At 51.3% G+C, this 22,756-nt stretch carries 15 protein-coding genes; 7 read left to right on the forward strand and 8 right to left on the reverse strand.

The genetic code is table 11. The features are described 5' to 3' along the window. Positions 1-487 precede the first annotated feature (487 nt). Complete coding sequence (locus BM040_RS21050; protein ID WP_245756324.1) at positions 488-1,393, reverse strand: lysophospholipid acyltransferase family protein; 906 nt, start codon at positions 1,391-1,393, stop codon at positions 488-490. A gap of 236 nt (positions 1,394-1,629) precedes the next feature. On the opposite strand from BM040_RS21050, the gene BM040_RS21055 reads away from it, so the two are divergent. After that, positions 1,630-2,235, forward strand: a complete 606-nt coding sequence (locus tag BM040_RS21055; protein ID WP_245756325.1) for a WbqC family protein — start codon at positions 1,630-1,632, stop codon at positions 2,233-2,235. 117 nt (positions 2,236-2,352) lie between these two features. Then, entirely contained in the window at positions 2,353-4,950 is a 2,598-nt protein-coding gene (locus BM040_RS21060) for an ATP-dependent Clp protease ATP-binding subunit (protein WP_092105724.1), read from the forward strand. A gap of 286 nt (positions 4,951-5,236) precedes the next feature. Here the strand turns inward: BM040_RS21060 and BM040_RS21065 are convergent, their stop codons facing one another. Then, positions 5,237-6,301: an AI-2E family transporter gene (locus BM040_RS21065; protein WP_092105769.1), complete on the reverse strand. Its 1,065-nt coding sequence runs from the start codon at positions 6,299-6,301 to the stop codon at positions 5,237-5,239. 88 nt (positions 6,302-6,389) lie between these two features. On the opposite strand from BM040_RS21065, the gene BM040_RS21070 reads away from it, so the two are divergent. From BM040_RS21070 to abc-f, 3 genes are all read left to right on the forward strand, one after another. Further along, positions 6,390-7,688 carry a M20/M25/M40 family metallo-hydrolase gene (locus BM040_RS21070; RefSeq protein ID WP_092105725.1) on the forward strand — a complete coding sequence of 433 codons (1,299 nt, stop codon included), beginning with the start codon at positions 6,390-6,392 and terminating at the stop codon, positions 7,686-7,688. A 1,063-nt stretch (positions 7,689-8,751) separates the two neighbouring features. Continuing rightward, positions 8,752-9,243: a hypothetical protein gene (locus BM040_RS21085; protein ID WP_092105731.1), complete on the forward strand. Its 492-nt coding sequence runs from the start codon at positions 8,752-8,754 to the stop codon at positions 9,241-9,243. Positions 9,244-9,517: 274 nt separating this feature from the next. Next, complete coding sequence (gene abc-f, locus BM040_RS21090; protein WP_317040196.1) at positions 9,518-11,110, forward strand: ribosomal protection-like ABC-F family protein; 1,593 nt, start codon at positions 9,518-9,520, stop codon at positions 11,108-11,110. 193 nt (positions 11,111-11,303) lie between these two features. On the opposite strand, the gene BM040_RS21095 is transcribed toward abc-f, so the two are convergent. Further along, positions 11,304-12,164 carry an endonuclease/exonuclease/phosphatase family protein gene (locus BM040_RS21095; RefSeq protein WP_092105733.1) on the reverse strand — a complete coding sequence of 287 codons (861 nt, stop codon included), beginning with the start codon at positions 12,162-12,164 and terminating at the stop codon, positions 11,304-11,306. 307 nt (positions 12,165-12,471) lie between these two features. Between BM040_RS21095 and priA the strand changes: the two genes are divergently transcribed. Next, positions 12,472-15,003, forward strand: a complete 2,532-nt coding sequence (priA, locus tag BM040_RS21100) for a replication restart helicase PriA (protein WP_092105735.1) — start codon at positions 12,472-12,474, stop codon at positions 15,001-15,003. Positions 15,004-15,255: 252 nt separating this feature from the next. On the opposite strand, the gene BM040_RS21110 is transcribed toward priA, so the two are convergent. From BM040_RS21110 to BM040_RS21130, 4 genes are all read right to left on the reverse strand, one after another. Beyond that, entirely contained in the window at positions 15,256-15,438 is a 183-nt protein-coding gene (locus BM040_RS21110; protein ID WP_092105738.1) for a hypothetical protein, read from the reverse strand. Between the two features lie 40 nt (positions 15,439-15,478). Further along, a complete protein-coding gene (locus BM040_RS21115; protein WP_092105744.1) occupies positions 15,479-16,924 on the reverse strand; it encodes an SLC13 family permease in 1,446 nt (481 codons plus the stop codon). Between the two features lie 80 nt (positions 16,925-17,004). Further along, positions 17,005-17,538, reverse strand: a complete 534-nt coding sequence (locus BM040_RS21120) for a DinB family protein (RefSeq protein ID WP_175491147.1) — start codon at positions 17,536-17,538, stop codon at positions 17,005-17,007. A gap of 703 nt (positions 17,539-18,241) precedes the next feature. Further along, the gene (locus tag BM040_RS21130) at positions 18,242-20,806 is read right to left on the reverse strand and encodes a M14 family metallopeptidase (RefSeq protein ID WP_092105748.1); all 2,565 of its coding nucleotides are present in this window, start codon (positions 20,804-20,806) and stop codon (positions 18,242-18,244) included. A gap of 410 nt (positions 20,807-21,216) precedes the next feature. Here BM040_RS21130 and BM040_RS21135 point away from each other — a divergent pair, with 410 nt between their 5' ends. Next, positions 21,217-21,912: a TIGR02117 family protein gene (locus tag BM040_RS21135; protein ID WP_092105750.1), complete on the forward strand. Its 696-nt coding sequence runs from the start codon at positions 21,217-21,219 to the stop codon at positions 21,910-21,912. Between the two features lie 57 nt (positions 21,913-21,969). Here the strand turns inward: BM040_RS21135 and BM040_RS21140 are convergent, their stop codons facing one another. Continuing rightward, complete coding sequence (locus tag BM040_RS21140) at positions 21,970-22,683, reverse strand: pirin family protein (RefSeq protein WP_092105752.1); 714 nt, start codon at positions 22,681-22,683, stop codon at positions 21,970-21,972. Between the last annotated feature and the right edge of the window lie 73 nt (positions 22,684-22,756).

Consider the following 22,756-nt stretch of genomic DNA (forward strand, 5'->3'; position numbering starts at 1 on the left):
TGCTTATCATCGCTGTGTGAATGGTTATGGAAGTTAATAAAAAAGGTCCGAACTTGCGCCCAAACCTCCATTTACACAGTTAATTAGATACTGCCCGGAGCAGAAAAGTATAGATTAGCAGTTTATACTTTATACTTCAATCGGGCATGGCTAAAGTATAGCCAGCAGCTTTCCCTACCTTTTTTGGTATTGTTACCGACAGCTTATACTTTGGCAAACTTTAAAGATGAACTATAAATACTTATTAGCCAAAGCAAGAAAGCCAAGCTGCTGCCATACGTAGCCACAAGTTACGCTACGCTAAACTTGCGGCAGGAACTGTGAAGTATAAAATATGAGCGGCCGGCACTTTGAGTAGCGCTCATACTTTAAGGAGACACTCTCTACCTCTTTAACTTTTTAACTCCTCAACTTTCTAACTCCTAAACTCTCTAACTCTCTAACTTTCTAACTTCCCAACTTTCTACCTTTCTAACTCTCCAACTCTCTAACTCTTCAGCCGCTTGTGCTTCCACCGCTTATGCGTCCACAGGTAATCGGCGGGAGCGCGGCGGAGGGCGGCTTCCAGCTTTTGGGCAAAGGCTACGGTAACCGGGAACGCTGTTTCCGTAGCTAAGCTAGGTGCAGTTTTACCGTCTGTGATTTCTTCAAAAGTGAGGGCGTAGTGGCCGCGGCGGGTGCGTTTCACATCCAGAAACAGCACCGGATAGCCAAAGCGCTGCGACAGCTTCTCTGCCCCGGTATAAAAAGGGGTATCCTGGTGCAGGAACTCGGTCCAGAAGTTTATCTCACTGCGCAACGGGGTTTGGTCGGAGAGCAGGGCTACCACGCGCGGCACCTTTCGCTTGGCCACAAACTCACGCAACGTTTCCTTCATTTTAATCGGGTGTGCTCCCAATCGGCTGCGGGTGTGCAGCATATAGCTCTCAAAGAAGGGATTGTTCAGGGGCTTGTACACGCCCTCTGCGGGAAAGCTGAACGTGACGGCCGCCGCCGACAGGCTCCACTCCCAGTTGGCAACGTGGGTGCCAAGTATAAGCACTGGTGTACCGCCCTCTACATACCTGGATAGCACCTCCGGGTTAGTGAAGGTGGTGCGCCGCAGCATCTCCTCGCGGCTCATGCTGGCCAGGTGCAGTATTTCTACCATTACATCGGCAAACTGGCGGTAAAAGGCCTTGGCTATACGTTGGCGCTCCGCCTCCCCTTTCTCCGGGAAAGCCATGCGCAGGTTTTGCTCCACCACCTTCTTCCGGTAACCTATCACGTAGTACATCAGGAAGTATAGGAAGTCGGCAAACAAGTATAAAACAGGCAGGGGCAGCGCGGCCAAGCCTTTCAGCAGCAGCCAGAGCGGGTAATAAGCAGGCGGTATGTTGATGCGTTTGTTCACAGGCTAAAAGTGCAGCCGCAAAGGTACAACCCTGCTCCCGCATTATGAAATACCCCGAACTTGTGCTTATTTAGCGTAAGGCAGCCCTGCTGCCGACAAAGGACTGTTGGACAAAAGACAATGGACTTCTCAAAAACTGGATATTCATACTTTGATTCCTTTGTCAAACCGTCCTTTGTCACAAAGTCAACTTTCTAAATCCTAAACTCCTAAACTCTCAAACTCTTTAACTCCCCTTGATTCTCCTAACTGAAATAATGTATAACCCGCCCGTCAGCTATTTCTGGCATGCCCTGCGGGCGGATGCCGTGCTGCTGGAAGCGAGCGAGAACTACGTGAAGCAGAGCTACCGCAACCGCTGCCATGTGCTAACGGCCCACGGCGTGCAGCCGCTGAGCGTGCCCGTGCTGCGCGGAAACAGCCAGGTAAAAACGCCTATCCGGGAAATAGAGATCGACTACAGCCAGAAGTGGCAGCTGGTGCACTGGCGCACCATACAGGCCGCCTACGGCCGGGCGCCCTATTTTGAATTTTACAGTGATTACCTGCGGGAGATTTATGAGCGGGAGCCAAAATTTTTATTCGACCTGAACGTTGAACTTTTGCAGCTTTATTTTAAATTACTCAAACTAAACAAGCCGCTGCAGTACACCGCAACGTACCAGGCCGAGGCCCCGGAAGGCGTGCTTGACCTCAGGAATAGGATACACCCTAAAATCTATCCTGACAATTTGCACGTAAAACCGTATACGCAAGTATTTGGCAAACAATTTGCACCAGAGCTTAGTATAATTGACTTGTTATTTACCCAAGGGCCCGCTTCAATTTCCTACCTGCAATAAGAAGCCCTGCAAGCTGAACAATTGTACCGAAAAGCTTGTTTGAAAAGAAGGAAAGTTGTTTGGCTCAAGCAGTTATAACAATTCATAGTTAATCAGAATACACGGAGTATAGTATACATGGAAGCAAAATTCTCAAACCGAGTAAAAGAAGTCATCTCGCTTAGCCGCGAAGAAGCCATCCGGTTGGGGCATGACTACATCGGCACCGAACATTTGGTGCTGGGGATGATTCGGGAAGGAGAAGGTACGGCCATCTCTCTGCTGAAGAAGCTTGGCGTTTCGATAGATGAATTAAAGTACGCTTTAGAACAGGCTACACGAAATACAGCGTCGCAAAGCAGCAACATCACGGGCAGTATCCCTCTGACGAAGCAAACCGAAAAGGTGCTCAAAATAACGTACTTGGAGGCCAAGATCTTCAAGAGCGATATCATAGGCACAGAGCACTTGTTATTGTCCATCCTGCGGGACGAGGACAATATATCTTCTCAAATCCTAGCGAAATTTAACGTGAACTACGAAGCAATAAGAGACTCACTGGATTATCATAGCAATAATCCGCTGGCATCGTCCGATACAGACGATTCTGATGACTCCGACAAGCTGTTTGGTAGCTCATCGTCCCGCTCAGGCAGCTCTTCAAGCAAGAAACCAGGCGAAAAGTCGCGCACCCCGGTGCTCGATAACTTTGGCCGCGACTTGACCAAGCTGGCTGAAGACGATAAGCTTGACCCAATAGTTGGCCGTGAGAAAGAAATCGAGCGCGTGGCCCAGGTACTGAGCCGCCGCAAAAAGAACAACCCTATTCTGATAGGTGAGCCGGGTGTTGGTAAAACTGCCATCGCCGAAGGTCTTGCCCTGCGCATTATCCAGAAAAAAGTAAGCCGCGTGCTCTTTAACAAGCGTGTGGTAACCCTGGACCTTGCCTCGCTGGTGGCTGGCACCAAGTATAGAGGTCAGTTTGAGGAGCGAATGAAGGCCGTGATGAACGAGTTGGAGAAGTCTCCGGACGTGATCCTGTTCATCGACGAGCTGCATACGATTGTGGGTGCCGGTGGCGCCTCTGGCTCCCTAGACGCCTCTAACATGTTCAAGCCGGCGCTTGCCCGTGGCGAAATTCAATGCATTGGCGCAACTACGCTGGATGAGTACCGACAGTACATTGAGAAGGATGGTGCCCTGGCCCGTCGTTTCCAAATCGTGATGGTAGACCCTACCACGCCTGAGGAAACAATGGAGATCCTGCACAACATCAAGGATAAGTACCAGGACCACCACCACGTAAACTACACCGACAAGGCGATTGAAGCCTGCGTTAAGCTTTCGGACCGCTACATGAGCGACCGCTTCCTGCCGGACAAGGCTATCGACATCCTGGACGAGGCTGGTGCACGCGTGCACATCAACAACATCGTGGTGCCGGATGATATCCTGAAGCTGGAAGAGCAGATCGAGAACATCAAGGTGGAGAAAAACCGCGTGGTGAAGAGTCAGAAGTATGAGGAGGCAGCCCAGCTGCGCGACAAGGAGAAAAAGCTCATCGACCAGCTCGAAACTGCCAAACGCAACTGGGAAGACGAGACCAAGAAGAAGCGCTATCAGGTAAAAGAGGAAAATGTGGCAGAGGTTATTGCCATGATGACAGGTATACCGGTGAAGCGTATCGCCCAGAACGAAGGACAGAAACTCCTAAACATGGGCGAAGAACTGAAAGGCAAAGTGATCGGCCAGGACAAAGCGATTACGCAGCTGGTGAAAGCCATCCAGCGTACCCGCGTGGGATTGAAAGATCCGAAGAAGCCGATTGGTTCGTTTGTGTTCCTCGGCCCGACAGGTGTGGGTAAAACAGAGCTTGCCAAAGTGCTGGCCACGTACCTGTTCGACAAAGAGGATTCGCTGGTGCGTATCGACATGAGTGAGTACATGGAGAAATTCAGCGTGTCTCGCCTGGTAGGAGCGCCTCCGGGATATGTGGGCTACGAAGAAGGTGGCCAGCTGACCGAGAAAATCCGCCGCAAGCCATACTCTGTGGTATTGCTGGATGAGATCGAGAAAGCGCACCCGGATGTATACAACCTGCTGCTGCAGGTGCTGGACGATGGTATCCTGACGGATGGTTTGGGCCGCAAGGTAGACTTCCGTAACACGATCATCATCATGACCTCCAACATCGGTGCCCGCGATTTGCAGGACTTCGGTGCCGGTATCGGCTTTATGTCGAAGGCCAAGCAGGAGAACGTGGACGACATCATGAAAGGCACGATTGCCAGCGCCCTGAAGAAAACGTTCTCGCCTGAGTTCCTGAACCGCCTTGACGATGTGATTGTGTTTAACTCACTTGGCCGTGAAGATATGCACAAAATTATCGAGCTTTCGCTGGGCAAGCTGTTCAAGCGCGTGGAGAGCCTGGGTTATACCATCGAGCTGACCAAAGAGGCGAAGGACTTTGTAGCCGAGAAAGGATACGATCCGAAGTATGGGGCACGTCCGCTGAACCGCGCTATTCAGAAGTATATTGAAGACCCGATTGCGGAGGAGATACTGAAGGCTGAGATCAACCAGGGCGATGTCATCCTGATTGATTACAAGGAAGGCGAAGAGAAACTCACCTTCACGTCAAAGAAGTCGAATGGCAAAAAAGCCAAGCAAGCTAACGACGGCGAGGAAGAGACAGAGCCAACCAAGTCGACAGACACGGACAAGACAAAAGAATAAAGTATAGTACTTTATATATAGAAAAGGCCACCCGCTTGGGTGGCCTTTTTTGTTTTATACTTGTTATACTTGCTACATGTAGGGCTGTTTCATTTTACTCGCAAAGCCTTCCAACCGTCTGTCATTCTGTAAAGAAACTTGGTGGAAGGGAGGTCAAGCTTTCGCTATCCGCTACCAAGATCCTTTCAGAATGACAAAAATGAAGCAAATTTAAAGGCCCTACCGAATCAGGCATCGCTCCCCTTCTAACGGCAGCCCCCTTTCCTCTGTGAAAGAATAGAAAATACTATTTTCGAGCCTTAGCAGGCTTTTTATCCCCACTGCCCAAGAGCAGCGAGATCGGGCGCATATCCTCGTGCTTATCGGCTATCAGCTTAAGTATAGCCAGAAAGGGTATAAAAAGGATCATGCCCGAAGCTTCCCAAAGTATACCGCCCGCCACAATGGCCAGCAGCGTAAAGAGCATGTTCACCTGCAGGCGCGCGCTCACGGCTAACGGAAAAATAAGGTTTGCCTCCAGGTACTGCACTACCGCAAACACCGCTATCACCCCGATCGGATACCACACCGAATCGTAGGTTACCCAGGCTACCGTCATCGGAAGTATGGCGCCTATCGTAATGCCCACGTAAGGTATAAATGTCAGCACCGAGGCCACTGCGCCAAAGAAAATAGCGTGCGGCACCCCGATAATAAACAAGCCAAGACTGTTGAGAACACCCACCGCCAGGTACACGATGGCCATCCCCTTTATGAAGTTGTAGTAGGTAGTAATGGTTTCGTGCAAGATTTGACGGATCTTGCTATGCTCTCTGCGCGGGAAAAATGATGAAAGAGCTCTAGTCAGGGACTCGCGGTTATAAAGTATTAACGCTACGTAAATGGGTATCAGCACCAGCAGTACCGCCGACACAGCCGACGTATACAGCACGCCTCGCACCATGTTAAAAGCCGAAGAAGCCGCATCAGAGGCTATACTTTCGAGCCAGTTTATCTGCTTGGCGGTATCGATGCCGAACTGTTGCTCCACGTACCGGCTGATATCGGCCCAGGCAGCGCTGAGTTTCCCCTGCAACTGCGGCCACTCCTGCCCAAACTGCACTACCTGGCGCACCAGCAGAAACGCCAGCCCACCCACCAGTACCGCCAGCAGGAACAGGCACAGCGAAATAGCAGCCCAGCGCGGTAGTCCTTTTTCCTCCAGCCACCGACAAACCGGGTACAACACAAAACTGATGAGCAAGGCAAAGCTGAGCGGAATAAAGAGCGTACTCCCAAAGTATAAAATCACCGAAACCAGCACAGTAAACTGCAGCCACTTCAGCCAGTTTATCTCAGCACTTTTGTCCATAGAAATACTATATTTGTTCTGCCAAGGCATTGCCTGCCTCCGCCGACAATATGCTCATAATTTTCTCAGAATCCATAGACGCTACCTCATGAAACTAAAAATTACTGCCCTTGCGCTTGCCTGTGGCCTTTATTCTGCTGCTTCTGCGCAGGATGTAAACACCATCTCGCAGGCCGAGGTGACCCGCATAGTATCCACCCTCAGCGCCGACGACATGCAAGGCCGTGCCTCCTTTACGCCCGGCATCGAGAAGGCAGCCAAGTTTATTCAAGCCGAGTTCCAGCGCATCGGGCTGCAACCACTGCCCGGCGAGCAAAGCTACCTGCAGAACTTTAGCGTGTACCGCATCACCCCGGATGAAAAAGAGGCCAAGCTAAACGGCAAGAAGATTAACCCGGAGAGCATGTTCGCCATCACGGAGAAAGAGGAAGTGGAGTGGAAACACAAGGGCAAGCAGAAGGTGGTAACCATTGGCGAAAACGACGATTTCCGGACTGTGATGCGTGACTTGAACAGCAGCACCGAGGACGTGCTGGTGCTGGTACACCCGAAGCATCAGGAGATTTTTAGCCGCTACCAGCACTACATGGGCCGCGGCAGCGTGAAGCAGCAACTTGGCGAGAACAGCAGCAAGGTATTTATACTTACCGACCAGCTGCAGGCTAAAAAGTATAAACTGGAGGTGGAGAACAAGGTGGAACAGCTACAACTCACGAACGTGGGCGGCATGATAGAGGGCAAGCGCAAAGATGAGTTTGTCGTGTTCTCGGGCCACTACGACCATATCGGCATTCAGCCAGCCATTGACGGTGACAGCATCGCCAACGGCGCCGACGATGACGCGGCCGGCACCACCGCCATGATGCTGCTGGCCGACTACTACAAAAAACAGCAGCAGCCGGAGCGCACTATACTGTTTGTGGCTTTCACGGCTGAGGAGATGGGCGGCTTTGGCTCGAAGTACTTCTCCGAGCAGCTCAACCCCGATCAGATTGTGGCTATGTTCAACATCGAGATGGTGGGCAAGCCGTCAAAGTTCGGTCCGAACAGCGCCTACCTGACCGGATTCGAACGCTCTGACCTGGGCCCTTTGATGCAGAAAAGGCTGGAAGGCACCACCTACAGCATCCACCCCGACCCCTATCCGGAGCAGAACCTGTTCTACCGCTCCGACAACGCCACGCTGGCCCGCCTCGGTGTACCGGCCCATACCATTTCCTCGGTGCAGATAGACCAGGACAAAACCTACCACACAGTGCACGACGAGATTTCTCAGCTAAACATGGAGCACCTCACTAACATGATACGGGCCATTGCCCTGGCCTCTGAGGGGGTAGTAAATGGCGAGGATACGCCAACAAGAGTGGATAAGACGCAGGTGCGATAGAGAAGTTTTGAAAACCTACGGTTGTCTATTGATTCTGGCAGATAGCCGTAGGTTTATGCTTTTATATTAGTTGGCGGCAAGTAGGTTAGATAGAAAAGAGTAAATAACGAATGACGAGATTTCTAACATGGATATACCGACATATATATATTATGTATTATAGATTTTGGCCAGTTGACACTCCCTACATCTCAGCAATGATTATAACATCGTTGATAATCGTAATGAACTGCGGACTAGTGGCGTTCATTATACTTAAAAAGTTGGGACTCGACATCGCACCAAATAAAGATGCAGGGCTCTATGGGCTAATAGTTTATGTAGTGATGCTGGTAATTACCTACTTATCTATCATTCGACCAAAGACATATAAACAGATAAGTGACGACTTCGACTCAAAATCAAGAGATGAGAAAAGAAAATTGGTGACAAAGAGTATAATCTTTAATCTGACGACCTATTTTTTTGCACCGGTGACATTCATCATAAATGCAATTTTGGGCTAGGACTACCAGCCGCCGACATTGTGTTTATGCCAGCTGAGGGTGATGTGTTAGTTTAGAGGTTTGCTGATTCGCCACCTTATACTCTAGACCGCTAATAGCTATATACTAGAGCAAGTCTTTATATTGAACGATAGAAGACTTCATACCAATGAACGTTTAAAATATCAAAAGACAACCTGTTTCTTTGGGGAAGAATATTCCCCGGAATGATTTGCCTTTTGCATTTACCTATTGGGATTGTATTAACATATATTGCTTTTGACTCAGGGCTTTATTTTTTATTTTTAATCTACTTAGCTATTTTTTGTAGACACTTATTTTGGATAAAGATCCATAAGTTCTTTTTAGCAAAGGATGTATACTACCTACCTTCCACCAAACAGATAAAAGTAGTAAACAATGACAATGAAGTAATTTATGATATCGCTCAAATAGAAGCCGTGGTCAGCAAGAGGGGTTTTGCAAAAGTGAAAATCAATGCTAATCATACGCTCTGCTTTTTTCCAAACTCTAAAGAGAACCTACAAGTTCTACAACCAAGCACTTACGGACAATAAATGGAAGAAAAAGAGAAATTAAAATACATTGGGTGGTATCAAATACTGGGTGGGCTCCTTGGCAATGGACTAATACTCTGGACTATATTAACAAACCAAGCTTTAAGCAAGGGTCAAGTTTTAGCCATTTTAGGGGCCATTCTGCTTTTCTCTTTCTCCATCTATAGCGGTATCCTGCTCTGCAAGTATATGAAAGGTGGAATAAAACTATCTCTCATTAACCAATTTTTGCAAATCATCAACTTTAGCCTTCTAGGTTACTCTTACTCTTATTTTTCAGGGCTAAACTTTTCTGTTGGAGTTGACTATACCAATGATTTGCTGCTAAAAGCAGAGTATACCTTTTCTGGACTCAGGTTTTCTACCAATGAAGGTGAAGAGCAAATCTGCCTGTTGATTAATATAGTTCCAATTATCATAATAAGTATGCTTAACAAGCTCAACAGCGAAACTGAAGAGTTGCAGGAACAAGAATCAATAGTTTTGGGCTAGTAGCCTTTTGTGTTTTTATACTTCCCCTCCTCAAGAGCAATGGATGAAGTCAGGCAAGCCCAAGTAATTCCAACCTGCATTTTATATTTACGACGCCTACCAGCCATGGCAAAATTATTCTAGAACCCGCAATTACACCATTTCTGTAAAAGCTTCGTATATTTGCAGGCACAAACCCCACCGAATCAATTATGTAATCATTCATTTCTTTCAGGAAGAACCAAATTCAGGCTGCAGCGCGGCTTGCAGTTATTTCCCGCCTTTAAAGAAAGAAATGATGCTTACACTACAGAATATCTCCTATACCCATCCGAATAAAGATTTATTGTTCAACAACATAAGTCTTATACTTAACCGACACCAGAAGGCTGCTCTGATCGGCCATAACGGAGTCGGGAAATCTACTTTGCTCAAAATTCTTGCCGGTGAAGCTAAGCCTTCCGGTGGGCAAGTGCTCGTGGAGGCGCAGCCTTATTACGTGCCCCAGCTTTTCGGGCAGTTCGACCAGTTGACCGTGGCTCAGGCGCTGCAGATTGAGGAGAAACTTGCGGCACTGGAGGAAATCCTGAACGGGAACGTAACGGAAGAGAACCTGACGCTGCTTAACGACGATTGGACGATTGAAGAGCGATGCCAAGCCGCGTTGAACTACTGGAAACTGGAGGAAGTCACCCTCACCCAACCGATGGCCACATTGAGCGGTGGGCAAAAAACGAAGGTATTCCTGGCTGGTATCGCCATTCATCAGCCGGAATTGGTGCTACTGGATGAGCCTAGCAACCACCTGGACTTTGCCGCCAGAAAGCTGCTGTACGACTTTATACTTTCCAGCTCATGCGCCTTGCTTATCGTGAGCCACGACAGAACGCTGCTAAACCTGCTGGACACGGTGTATGAAATGAGCAATAGAGGCATCACAACCTACGGCGGCAACTACGATTTTTACCAGGAGCAAAAGCAACTCCAGAGCAATGCCTTGTACGAGGATGTAAAAAGCAAGGAAAAAGCCCTGCGTAAGGCCAGGGAAGTAGAACGCGAGGCACTGGAGCGGCAGCAAAAGCTCGACAGCCGCGGCAAGAAAAAGCAGGAGAAAGCGGGCATGCCTAAAATCATGATGAACATCATGAAGAACAGCGCCGAGAACAGCACCTCCCGGCTAAAAGGCGTTCATGCCGAAAAGGTTGGTTCTATCTCGCAAGAGCTGCAGGAGCTACGAAAGGAGCTGCCCGAGGTAGATAAAATGAAGTTTGGCTTCGACCACTCCACCTTGCACAGGGGTAAGGTTTTAGTGGAGGCAGAAAACATGAACTACAGCTACGGGAAAGCTATACTTTGGGAAGAGCCCCTGAGCTTCCAGATAACGAGCGGCGAGCGAATCAACCTTAAAGGCTTGAATGGCTCGGGAAAAACGACTTTAATCAAGCTCCTTCTGGGTAAATTTGAGCCTACTACCGGAACAATCCGAAGAGCTGACAACAAGGCTGTATACATTGACCAGGAGTACTCCCTGCTCCAGAGTGAGTTGAAGGTTTACGAACAGGCCCAACAGTTTAACCAATCTGCTTTGCAGGAGCATGAGGTTAAAATCAGGCTCAACCGCTTTCTGTTTTCGAAGGATACTTGGGATAAGCCCTGCAGCGCGCTGAGTGGCGGGGAAAGGATGCGGCTCATCCTTTGCTGCCTCACCATCAGCAACCACGCCCCGGACATCATCGTGCTGGACGAACCCACCAACAACCTGGACATCCAGAACATCGAAATCCTGACCTCAGCTATAAACGAGTACCAGGGCACCCTCATCGTCGTCTCCCACGACCAAGTTTTTCTCGAACAAATAAACGTGGAGCGGACAATCGACCTGAAGTGAGCGATGGCACCAATATAACGTATGAGAGGCTCCTGTTCGGGAGCCTCTCATACGTTACAATCACAGTTGCAATTAACCCACCCCTACCCCCTCCGAGGAGGGGAATTCCTGTTATGTGTAATTGATTCCCCTCCTTGGAGGGGCAGGGGTGGGTTTACACTTGTACAAGTATATACTTTGTATTTTATACTTTCTACTTCTTCTTCACCTCATACTTCACCTCCGCCATCACCGGGAAGTGGTCTGAAGGGAAAAGGCCGTTGGCATAGGTGTCGGTCAGAATACCATACTTGCTTACTTTGAAATCCGGGGAAAGCCAGATGTGGTCGATGCGGCCGTCGGATTTGCGGGTGGCCTCAAAGCCGTTGAAAGTACCACGCGGCGCATAACGCATGGCGGTTATCTCATAGGCATCTTTCAGGGTAGAGGCTGTCATCGTTTTATACTTCTCGTCGCGCTGGTCGAAGTTGAAATCCCCCATCAGTATAACCGGTGCCTTTTTGGCTATCTCCTGCACCTTCTTCAGGATGAGTTTCACGCTTTCCTGGCGGGCCTTCTCGCCCCGGTGGTCGAAGTGCACGTTAAACAGGAAGAACTCAAAGCCAGAGTTCTGGTCTTTGAACTGGCCCCAGGTGCACACGCGCGGAAAGTCGGCATCCCAGCCTTTGCCCGGTTTCTCAGGAGTTTCGGAGAGCCAGAAATTGCCCTGCTTTAGCAGCTTATACTTATCTTTTTTATAAAACACCGCCGCATACTCTCCTGCCTGCTTCCCGTCGTCGCGGCCTACGCCAATGTGGCCATACGTCGGCAACTCCCCGGCCATACCTTCCAGTTGGTGGTGCAGCACCTCCTGCGTCCCGAAAATATCGAAATCATGAAACTGCACCAGGTCCGCAATCACCGGCAGGCGCTTGTTCCAGGCATTGGTGGTATCGCTTTTGTTATCGTACCGGGTGTTGTAGGTGGCAACACGCATCGTTTGGGTTTGGGCAAGTACGGAAGTGCTGCAAAACAGCAGCAACAGGCTGGCAAAGTATACCGCTTTTGTTAGCATAGGGATTCAGGGTTTAGTGAAAGTATAGGTTTATATTGAGGTATTAAATCGTCCCCTACCCCCTTCAAAGAGGGACACCCACAGGTGTAATTTCTTAAAGTATACTTTTATTACACTTACAGAAAAGTCCCCCTTCGAAGGGGGCTGGGGGATGATAATCGTCTGTGAATAATTTTCCAGTGCTTAAGTTAAGCGTTTTACCGGCTCCTGCCAAAGTATAATTCCGCCGCTTTTACTTCTATCCTCCCCGCCTGCGCAATTCATCATTTTTTTACGACCTTTGTAGGAAGCAAAAGTATAAACACCCTTGTCGGATCTTCTGAACTTTAATTACCCGCCGGAGCCGGCCACGGAGCGCGTCACGCTGTTTGCCGACGTGATTCTGCCGCTGCCCCTGCCCAAGCTGTATACCTACCGCATCCCTTTCGAGATGAACGACGAGGTATCGGTGGGCGTGCGGGTAATTGTGCAGTTCGGGGCCAAAAAGGTGCTGAGCTGCATAGTGGCCGAGGTGCACGAAAACGCCCCCGCCGACTACCAGGCCAAGTATATTCTGGACGTCCTCGACGACAAGCCGATCATCACCGCGCCGCAGCTCAAGCTTTTCAAGTGGATTGCCGATTACTACATGTGCACCCTGGGCGAGGTGATCAACGCCGCCCTGCCTTCGGCGCTCAAGCTAAGTAGCGAGTCGCGGATACAGCTGCACCCGCACTACAACCCCGAAGAGGACGAACTTATACTTGCCCCGCAGGAGGAGAAAATTATCTATGCCCTGCAGCACAACCAGGCCCTCACCTTCACCGAGGTAGGCAACCTGCTGCAGCTCAAAAGCTACCATAAGTTTATCAAATCGCTCATCCAGAAAGAGGCGATCATCATTTATGAGCAGGTAAGCGATAAGTTTTCGCCCAAAGTGGTGAAGAAGGTGCGCCTGTCGGAGCATTTTGTGCAGGAAGAGGGTATGCTGGAGGAGCTTTTTAACCAACTCACGCCGCAGCCCAAGCAGCTCGACATCCTGCTCAACTACCTGCAGCTTGTGCCCGTGCACCAGGACATCCACCTCAACTTCCGCGGCATTGAGAAGAGCAAGCTTACGAGTAATCCGCACCTGTCGGCCTCATCCATCAACACACTCATCAAAAAGGGCGTGCTCGAGCAGTTCGACCAGATTGTGTCGCGCTTCCCGATGGATAACAGCACCCAGCAGCTGCCGATGGCGCTGTCGGAGCACCAGTTGCAGGCCAAGGATGAGATTCTGGGCCTGTTTAAGGAGAAGGAGACAGTGCTGCTGCACGGCGTAACGGGCAGCGGCAAAACCGAAGTATACATCGACCTGATCAAGCACGCGCTCGATGGCGGCGGCCAGGTGTTATACTTGCTGCCCGAGATTGCCCTTACCGCCCAGATCGTGACGCGCCTGATGAAGGTGTTTGGCGACAAACTGGGCATCTACCACTCCAAGTTCTCCGACAACGAGCGCGCCGAAGTATGGCAGGGCGTGCTTTCCGGCCGTTTCCAGGTGGTGGTGGGCGTACGCTCCTCCATTTTCCTGCCCTTCCACGACCTTTCGCTGGTGATTGTGGACGAGGAGCACGAGCCGAGCTACAAGCAGTACGACCCGGCCCCGCGCTACAATGCCCGCGAAACGGCCCTGATGATGGCGCACCTGCAGGGAGCCAAAACCTTGCTGGGCTCGGCCACACCCGCCATCGAAAGCTACTACAACTGCCAAACCGGCCGCTGGGGGCTGGTAAGTATGACCAAGCGTTTCGGGGAGGCCAAACTGCCGGAGATAGAGCTCGTGGATACGCGCCGCGAGCAGCAGCGCAAGAACATGCACAGCCACTTCTCGGCCAAACTGCTGAACGATATTGAGGAACGGCTGAAGCGACAGGAGCAGGTAATACTTTTCCAGAACCGCCGTGGCTACGCGCCCTTCATCTCCTGCGACGAGTGCTCCTGGATACCCAAGTGCAAGTTCTGCGCCGTGAGCCTATCGTACCACAAGTATAACAACGAGTTGCGCTGCCACTACTGCGGCTACCACGAGCGCATGCCCCACGACTGCCCCGCCTGCGGTGCCACCACCCTGAAAAGTATGGGTTTCGGTACAGAGAAGGTGGAGGACGAGCTAAAATTAATGCTGCCCAACGCCGAGGTGCAGCGCATGGACCTGGACACCACCAAAAAGAAGAACAGCTACCAGCAAATTATCGCGGATTTTGAGAGCGGCCGCACCAACGTGCTGGTGGGTACGCAGATGGTGACCAAGGGCCTCGATTTTGAGAACGTGAGCCTGGTGGGCATCCTCAACGCCGATACCATCATCAACTTCCCCGATTTCCGGGCGCATGAGCGGTCGTACCAACTGTTTGTGCAGGTAAGCGGCCGCGCCGGCCGCAAAGGCAAGCCGGGTTCGGTGATCATCCAGACCCGCGATCCGCGCCAGCCCATCTTCAGCAAAGTGATGGGTAACGATTACCAGACGCTGTACGAGCACGAGATAGAGGAACGCCTGCGTTTCGGTTACCCTCCGTTCACGCGCATGATCCGCATCACCGTGAAGCACGCCGAGGAACGTACCGCTGAAAACGCCGCTATTGTGCTGGCCAAAGATTTAACAGACAGGCTGGGCAAGCAGCAGGTGCTGGGGCCGGAGGTGCCTTATATCTTCAAGATCCGCAACCTGTTTCTGCAGGAGATCCACATCAAGCTGCCCCGCGACACAACCAACCTGAAAGCCGCCAAAGGCCAGATCGCGCAGTCTATTTTCAACCTGAAGCTACTGCCGGATTTTAAGGGGATAAGAGTGGTGGCGGATGTGGACCCGGTATAGCCTGCTGTCTGGTGGGCAGCAACCGCCTACCGGAGTTTTCCTGAATATGTACAGTTATGATTTGAGTTTTAACCGGGCTGGCGAGGGAGAATTTATTGAAAAAAGAAAAATTATTTTCCCAAAGTATAACCTTCTGCAAACCGCTCCCGTAAATATAGATACCTTTGGCTAAAAGTTGAGAACCTGAAAGTCTGATTATTCAGAAGGAATAATGTAGACTTTCAGGTTTTTCTTTTTTGTCTCCTCCCCTGCTTACTCAGCTTTGTCTTTCCGGAAAAGTATAAAAAGATAGGCTATACCAATGGCCAGAAAAACTACCATCAGCGCCACGTCCATGGTCTCGTATTCTCCTTTAATTATCTGGTAGGCGTTCAGACCTGCAAACACAAAGCTTGCTACGGCCAGTATGATTCTGTAAAATTTGCGGTTCTGCATAAGAAGTAAAGTATAGGGTAAAGTATAGGATCTACGGCGTTTAGCCCACAAGGCTCATGTAAAGTATCACCCACGCTGTAATCAACACAGCGCCGACCAAGTTCAGAAACATACCTGCCCTTGCCATCTGGCCAATTGGTACTAGTTTGCTGCCATACACTATAGCATTCGGCGGTGTGGCGATGGGGAGCATAAAGGCAAAGCTGCAGGCAATCACCACGCCCAGCACCGGGTACAGCAAAGGCAAATTCAGCCCGTTCAGCACACCTATAATAATCGGCACAAAGGTAATGGCAATAGCCGTATTGGAGCTTATCTCCGTCAGCAGCAGCACCAGCAGCACCAGCACGAACACCAGCAGCACCCGCTGGTCAGGGTCTAATAGGGCAGTGATGCTGCGGCCAATCACATCGGCCAGACCGGAGCTGATGACCAGCTGCCCCAGGGCCATACCGCCCCCGAAGAGCAGAATGGTGTCCCAGTCTATTTTTACCAGATCCTCGGCGGTGAGGGTGCCCCGGCCACCGGTTTCCTGCCCCGGCGGAATGAGGAACAGCAGCAAAGCAGCCAGCACGGCCACCGTACTCTCCGCAAAGTAAGTATTCATGAACGTATAGGCCTCCTCCATGCCCATCAGATTAAAGATACCCGGTGCCAGCCAGAGGATAACAGCCAGTATAAAAACAGCCATGGTTACCTGCTCTCCCTTGCGTAAGCGCTCTTTCTGCTGCTGCCGCTCGGCTACGTAGGCCTTCACCGCCTGTGGGTCGTACCCGCTTTTGCCCAGGAAATAGCGCATGTAGAGCAGCATCACCACATACATGCTCACCGCGATGGGCAGCGCCAGGTACATCCACTGCAGAAAGTCAATCCGGATACCCTGCTGCGCCAGGTAGTTTACCCCTATCAGGTTGGGAGGCGAACCGATGATGGTGCCGATTCCTCCAATAGAGGCGCTGTAGGCGATGCCCAGCAGAAAGTATAGCGCGGAGTTTTTGCCATCTTCCGGCTGGCACACCAGCTGCGTTACACCTAGCGTAAGGGGCAGCAGCATCGCCACCGTCACGGAGTTGCTCACCCACATCGACAGCAGGAAGGATATGCCTGAAAAGCCCAGGAACATGCGGAAAAGGCTCTTCTGAAAAAAACGTCGGGAAAGTATAAACAGGGCGATACGCTTGTCGAGGCCGTGGCGCGTCATGGAGCGGGCCAGCAGAAAGCTGCCGATAAAGAGCAGGATAATGGGGTGCCCCAGGTTCTGAAAGGCGGTCTCCATTTCGGCAACGCCGAGCATCACAGCCAGCAGTACGCCCAGAAAAGCGGTCATGGAGAGCGGGATAACCTCGGCCATCCAGAACACGAGGCAGAAGGACATGATGGTAGCCACCATTCGGGCTTCGTAAGCCAGGGCGGGTGTTACGGTCCATACCAATAACGCCAGCAGCGGCGCCACTACCATACCTACATTGCGACGAGTCAAGGCCATGGTTATACTCTAGTTTTACAAAAGGTTAATCCTTAAATATAGTAAAACTTAAGTATAACCATGCCTCCCACAGCTTGGTATTAAGCTTTCAGGTAGCGCTCGCGTATAATTTTCTGGTGATGCACTTCGTGCCCTAGTATGATATACCCCAAAGCACGCACACTTAATTCTTTTCCGCTGGCTATGCCCCGCTGCTGCAACGCCTCCTCATCAAAGCTCTTGAATAGCTCGATAGTGGCGGTTCGCAACGAAGTATACTCAGCGATGATGGAGTTGATGTCGCGGGCATCTGCCTTGGCGGTCTGCGCATACAGGTTTTCCTCAAAGCCCGGGAGCTCAGTTTTGTCCTGGCGGGCGAAACGCAGGGCGCGGTAGGAGAAGATGCGCTCGGCATCGATCAGGTGCACCATCACTTGCTTGATGCTCCATTTGCCTTCCGCGTAACGGTACAGGAGTTGTTCCTCGGTCAGGCCCTGCACCAGGCCTGTGATATACACGTAGCTCGCCGTCAGGCCTTCGATCAGGTCCTCGGTACGGGCCTGCTGCACGTAGCTGGCCATGTTACTGCCGTACTCCTCGGGGGTAGGCGGCGTGATGATATGTTGCGTCTGCATACTTTAATCCGCTAAGTATAAATACTGTGCAAGGTACGAATTTTAAGTTTATAGTAGTTGGTATGGGGTGGAGTGGTTTTTTAGGATGAGTTTTTCTGGTGCAAGCGTCGGCTTATGTTTTTATACTTCGGCTATACTTTTATACTTGCCGGGTTATACTTTCCTAGCCGCCGCTTCCCGCAGCTTGAACCAAGCTATCCTTGCTAGCCACCATTCATCCTCCAGACTTACATAAGCTACTGTTTCACTTCTGGCTTTCTGCCCTCCTAGGCCGGGAGGCCTCGCCTTCGGGCATCGCGCTGTGTGTCTGAAGCTGCTCCTCGCTCCGCTGCGGGCTGCCCTTGCCGGGCACCGCAACATCCACAAGGCGCTCAACCCAAAGGCTGGGAAGGGTTCGAGAGCTCCAGCTATTACTACTGGAAAGGAAAGTATAAAATAGTAATACAGAAACTGTCCCCTTGAGGACAAGTGAGAACGAGAGTTCGAAACTTGCGAGCAAAGCTCAATAGGGGTGTAATCGTCTGCTGAGTTTATACTTTGTAGGGACAGGTCGCGACCTGTCCGCGCGAGAACATCAACTATAAAATTTATACTTCAGCAACAGTAATAACAGGTTCCCCGCCTTAGCCAAGGAGGGGTTAGGGGTGGTTGGGTTCAGAATTGTTCAATCCCCCACCCTATTCTTAGACCAAGATTATTACAACTACTGCCCCACCACAAACACCGCATTTCCAAACATTAGCTTGCCGCCTTGCCAGAAGCCACGGAACAGTGGGTTATCGGCCAGGTACACAATCTCGCCACGGCCGAGGCGCTGGGTGCCAAGTATAAGCGCGTCCTGCAACTGTTTTTTGGCTCCCTGGCCTACATAACCTGCCACATGGTTGTTCTTTTTCAGCACACCCACATTCCAGCCGTCCTCCATAAACTGGAACGTATCGGCGGAGCGGATGAGGGCAAAATAACTGTCGCCGTAGCCAAAGGCCAGCGGATGGGTTTTGTCCAGGTCCACGCGGAAGATGCTGCCCTGCACCTCGCTCTCCAGTGCCTCGCGCTCACGCGCTGCATAGCTTCGCAGGTTTTCGTACGGGTCTTTGTCTTTGCGCTCTTTTTTTGCGGCTTCCTTCTCTTCTTCCTCAGCGTCTTTCTTCTTCAGCTCAAACCCTTTCTTGCCCGCCAGGTAATTAACGGCACTTTCCAGGGCAATGAGTTTACCACCGCCGCGCACCCAGTCCTGCAGTTTCTCCAGCGTTTTATCATCCAGCACCTTAGCATAAGAACCAGTTGGCAGGATCAGCACATCGAACTCCTGCAGCGGCACCTGGCTAAAGTAGGAGGTATTAAGTACTGTAACCGGGTAATTTATCTGCTGCTCAAAGAAATGCCATACTTCTCCGAATCCATACGGCGAAACGCCCTCTCCCGACAACAGAGCCACTTTGGGAGCTTTCAGGTAGCGCACGCTGCCAGAGCCAAAATCGGCGCCGGAGCTGACAAAGCCGGTATTGGTGGCCGTTAGCTGTACGCCATACTGTTGCGCCAGCTCGCGCACAGTGGCGTCAAACTTATCGCCCAGTCGCTCGTTGCCTGTACGGGTGATGATCAGGGTACCGGCCTCATAAGTAGTGCCGTCCATTTCAAAGGGCAGCTCCGCCATACGTACTTTCACCTGCTGCTGCATCAGCTGGGTGGCAAACTTAAGATCCTCTAACCCGTTCCAGCGGGCCAGGTAGGCGTATGGTTTCTCTATATTGATGGCAGCGGCAGCCGGAGCAGCAGGGGCCGTTTGGCTCATGCCTACCCTTCCCTTCACGGCATAGGCCTGCACCCCATAGGCATAAGGCAGCGCCCAAGAAGTGATATCGTAGGTCAACGAGTCTTCCAGGGCAGACTTTGGTTCAAAGAGCACCTTCACCAACACCGACTTAGGCTGGTACATGCTGATCACCACATCCTGCGGCGCCAGTTTTATACTTTCAGTTTTGCCGTTGAGGTAGTTGTAGCCTCTCACGGAGCCTTTATTAGCCGCGTAGCCGTATTGGATGCCCTGTTGCTGCAGGTAATCTGTCAAAGCTTTGAGGTTGCCGGCCGTATTGGCGGTGCTTTTCAATACAAAGGATTTATACTCGCCCCCAGGGTTTTTCAGGCTGGTGCTATAGTACTTTTGAAATTCCTGCTTCAGCTCATTGGCCTTCTCAGAGGCCGCTTTGATGGTGGCTTCGCTGGCCGCCACGTGGTGGGCGATACGGTCTGTCAGGGTAAGCGTGTCACCGTCTGCCTTCTTGTAGGCCAAGCCTGCGCGGCCCGAGCCGCCCTGCTCGTAGGTCATGCCGATGGCGCCGTTGTAGGTGGGCCAGGTATCGCCGTAGCTCGGGTAGAACAGGTCGAAGCTCTCGCGGGTAAAGTATAGCCAGTTGTTTTTGTCGAAGTACTGGCGGTTATACTCGCCGATAGTGTTCTGGAACTGGCGCTGCCACGGCGTTATACTTTCGTGGAAGGGCTTGGCAGCCGGCGAGAAGTAGTACGGCGACTCGGCGCCCATCTCATGAAAGTCGGCGTGCACCTGCGGCAGCCAGCTGTTGTATACTTTCAGGCGCTGCTGCGACTCCACCTGCGTTTGCCAGGCCCAGTCGCGGTTCAGGTCGAAGTAGTAGTGGTTGGGCCTGCCGCCCGGCCAGGGCTCCCAGTGCTCCCAGGCGTAAGGCGAAGCGTTGCCGCCGCGGTTGGAGGCCTGGTTGTACCACTGCACGTAGCGCTCGCGCCCGTCAGGGTTCACCATGGGGTCAAGTATAACGATGGTGTTCTGCAGCCACTCGCGGCTCTGCGCGTTTTCCGGGTTTACCAAATCATACAGCACCTGCAGCACCGCCTCTGAGCTCACCGACTCGTTGCCGTGCACGTTATAGCTCAGCCACACAATGGCCGGTTGTTCCCCCTGTATACTTCCGCCCAGTAAGCTGGCTTGGCGCAGGTTGTTCTCCCTGATTTGCTCCAATCGTTGCAGGTTTTCATCGGAGGCCACGTAAGCCAGCACCAGCGGACGGTTCTCATAAGTACGCCCATACTCCTCCACCTTGATGCGGTTAGGGGCCTGCACGGCCAGGTAGTTGACATAGTCCAGGATACGGCTTTGGGTGCTGAACTGCTTGCCCAATTCGTAGCCCAGGAACTGCGCCGGCGACTGCAATTGCTGTTGCTGCGCCACGGCAGCCTGCATGCTCAGTAACACCAGCCACAAGGCGGCAAAACGCTTTAGCGTGTTTATCATGATGGTTTAGCGGATAGGATGGACGGGGTTCTTTTAACTATACAATCTGCGCAAAAACAGCGAATCTGCCAAATCCGTGGCACGCGCAGGAATGCGAATGTAAAGTTTGTGTTAAATCGCGAAAAGTGTTTAAACAATTGTAAAATTTTATACCTTTGTACCCGAAATCCGTTTTGGGTTTCTGACCGCCTCTCTACCTGCCACTGCAGCGTCTAAACACAGACAGCCTGCAGGGCTCTATGAAAACTCCAATTAACCAGTCTGTTACGTAGCAAGCACTGAATGCTTTGGAGGAGATGGCGGTCCTGAAAGAGAAACTAAACTAACTAAACTACACTCAGACCCGGTGCCATGCACCGGGTTTTGTTTTTATATCGTTTATACTTTACAGTTGCCCGTAGGTAAACGATATGCAGTACGTTCTGACTAGAATATTGTCGCTTATACTTTGGCTACTGGCCTCGGTGATAGGGCTGGCAGTGCTTTTCCTGGCGGCGGCCTTTGTCCTGAGCAGCTTTACGGTACACAACGGCTATGCCCAGGTGCAACCGCAGGAAGAGCATGTTGAGATTTTCGTCACCTCTAACGGGGTGCACACCGATATTGTGGTACCCGTTTCCACGCCTTATATCGATTGGCGCGACAAGCTTCCCTTGCACGACTTCGGAAAGGTAGACAGCAGTTACCAATATGTGGCCTTTGGCTGGGGCGACAGAAAGTTCTACATGGAAACGCCGGATTGGAAAGACCTGACGCCGGAAGTAGCGCTTACGGCAGCTCTATGGCCAACCCGCACCGCCATGCACGTAGAGTACATACGCGCCAAACTTTTACATACCAAGCGGCAGCGCCCCATTCGTATCTCACCGCAGCAGTACCGGCAGTTAATAAGCTATATTGATGGGTCTTTTGTGCAGTCTAACGGAAGTTACCTGCATATCAGCGGCTCAGGCTACGCCGGCAGCGACACATTTTACGAGGCGCACGGAAAGTTTTATATGCTGAAAAACTGCAACAACTGGGTAAACCAGGGGCTGAAAAGTATAGGCGTTAAAACGGCCATTTGGGCGCCTCTGCCCTTCTCTATTATGCGGCACCTGCGCTAAAAAGAAAAACCCCGGCATCTGCCAGGGTTCTTTCTTTAATCACTAAACACTATTTCTTTATCTCATTGGGACTTCCATCAGCAACAGTTCGGCGTCTGCAGAGGCTTTAATCTCTACCGTACTTGCCTCGCTAATGCCCATACCATCGCGCTTGCCTAGTTTCTCACCGTCTATCTCCACTTCCCCGTCCAGCACGAAGGCGTAAAGTCCGTTACCTTCCTTATGGAAAGTATAAACCTCCGAGAAACCTTCTTTTAAAGAGCCCAACGAAAACCAAGCATCCTGGTTAATCCAAAGGGCATCTCCCTGCTCTTCCGGCGATACGACTGTCTGCAGCCTGTTCTGCCGGTCTTCCGGCTTGAAGGCCTTTTGCCCGTAGCGCGGCTGGATGTCCTGCTTTTTAGGAAACACCCAGATTTGCAAAAAGTTCACAGGCTCTGTGCTGGACCCATTATACTCTGAGTGCGTAATGCCGCTGCCTGCCGACATGATCTGTACCTCGTTTGTCCGGATTACCTCCTGCGTGCCCGTGCTGTCGCGGTGGGCCAGCGATCCCTTCAACGGAATCGAAATAATCTCCATGTTACCATGCGGGTGCGTGCCGAAACCCATGCCGGGAGCCACCACATCGTCATTGAGTACGCGCAGCAGGCCAAAACTCATCCGCTCGGGGTTGTAGTAGCTGGCAAAACTGAAGGTATGATGGGAGTTGAGCCAGCCGTGGTTAGCGTGGCCGCGTGTATGCGCTCTGTGGATTACTTTCTTGCTCATGATTTATACTTGTAAATGGCTCACTGCCGATTTATTTTACCTGAATTTGCTCTACTGCCGCCGGTATTCGCAC

The sequence above is a fragment of the Pontibacter chinhatensis genome (assembly GCF_900113285.1).
Classification (GTDB): Bacteria; Bacteroidota; Bacteroidia; order Cytophagales; family Hymenobacteraceae; genus Pontibacter; species Pontibacter chinhatensis.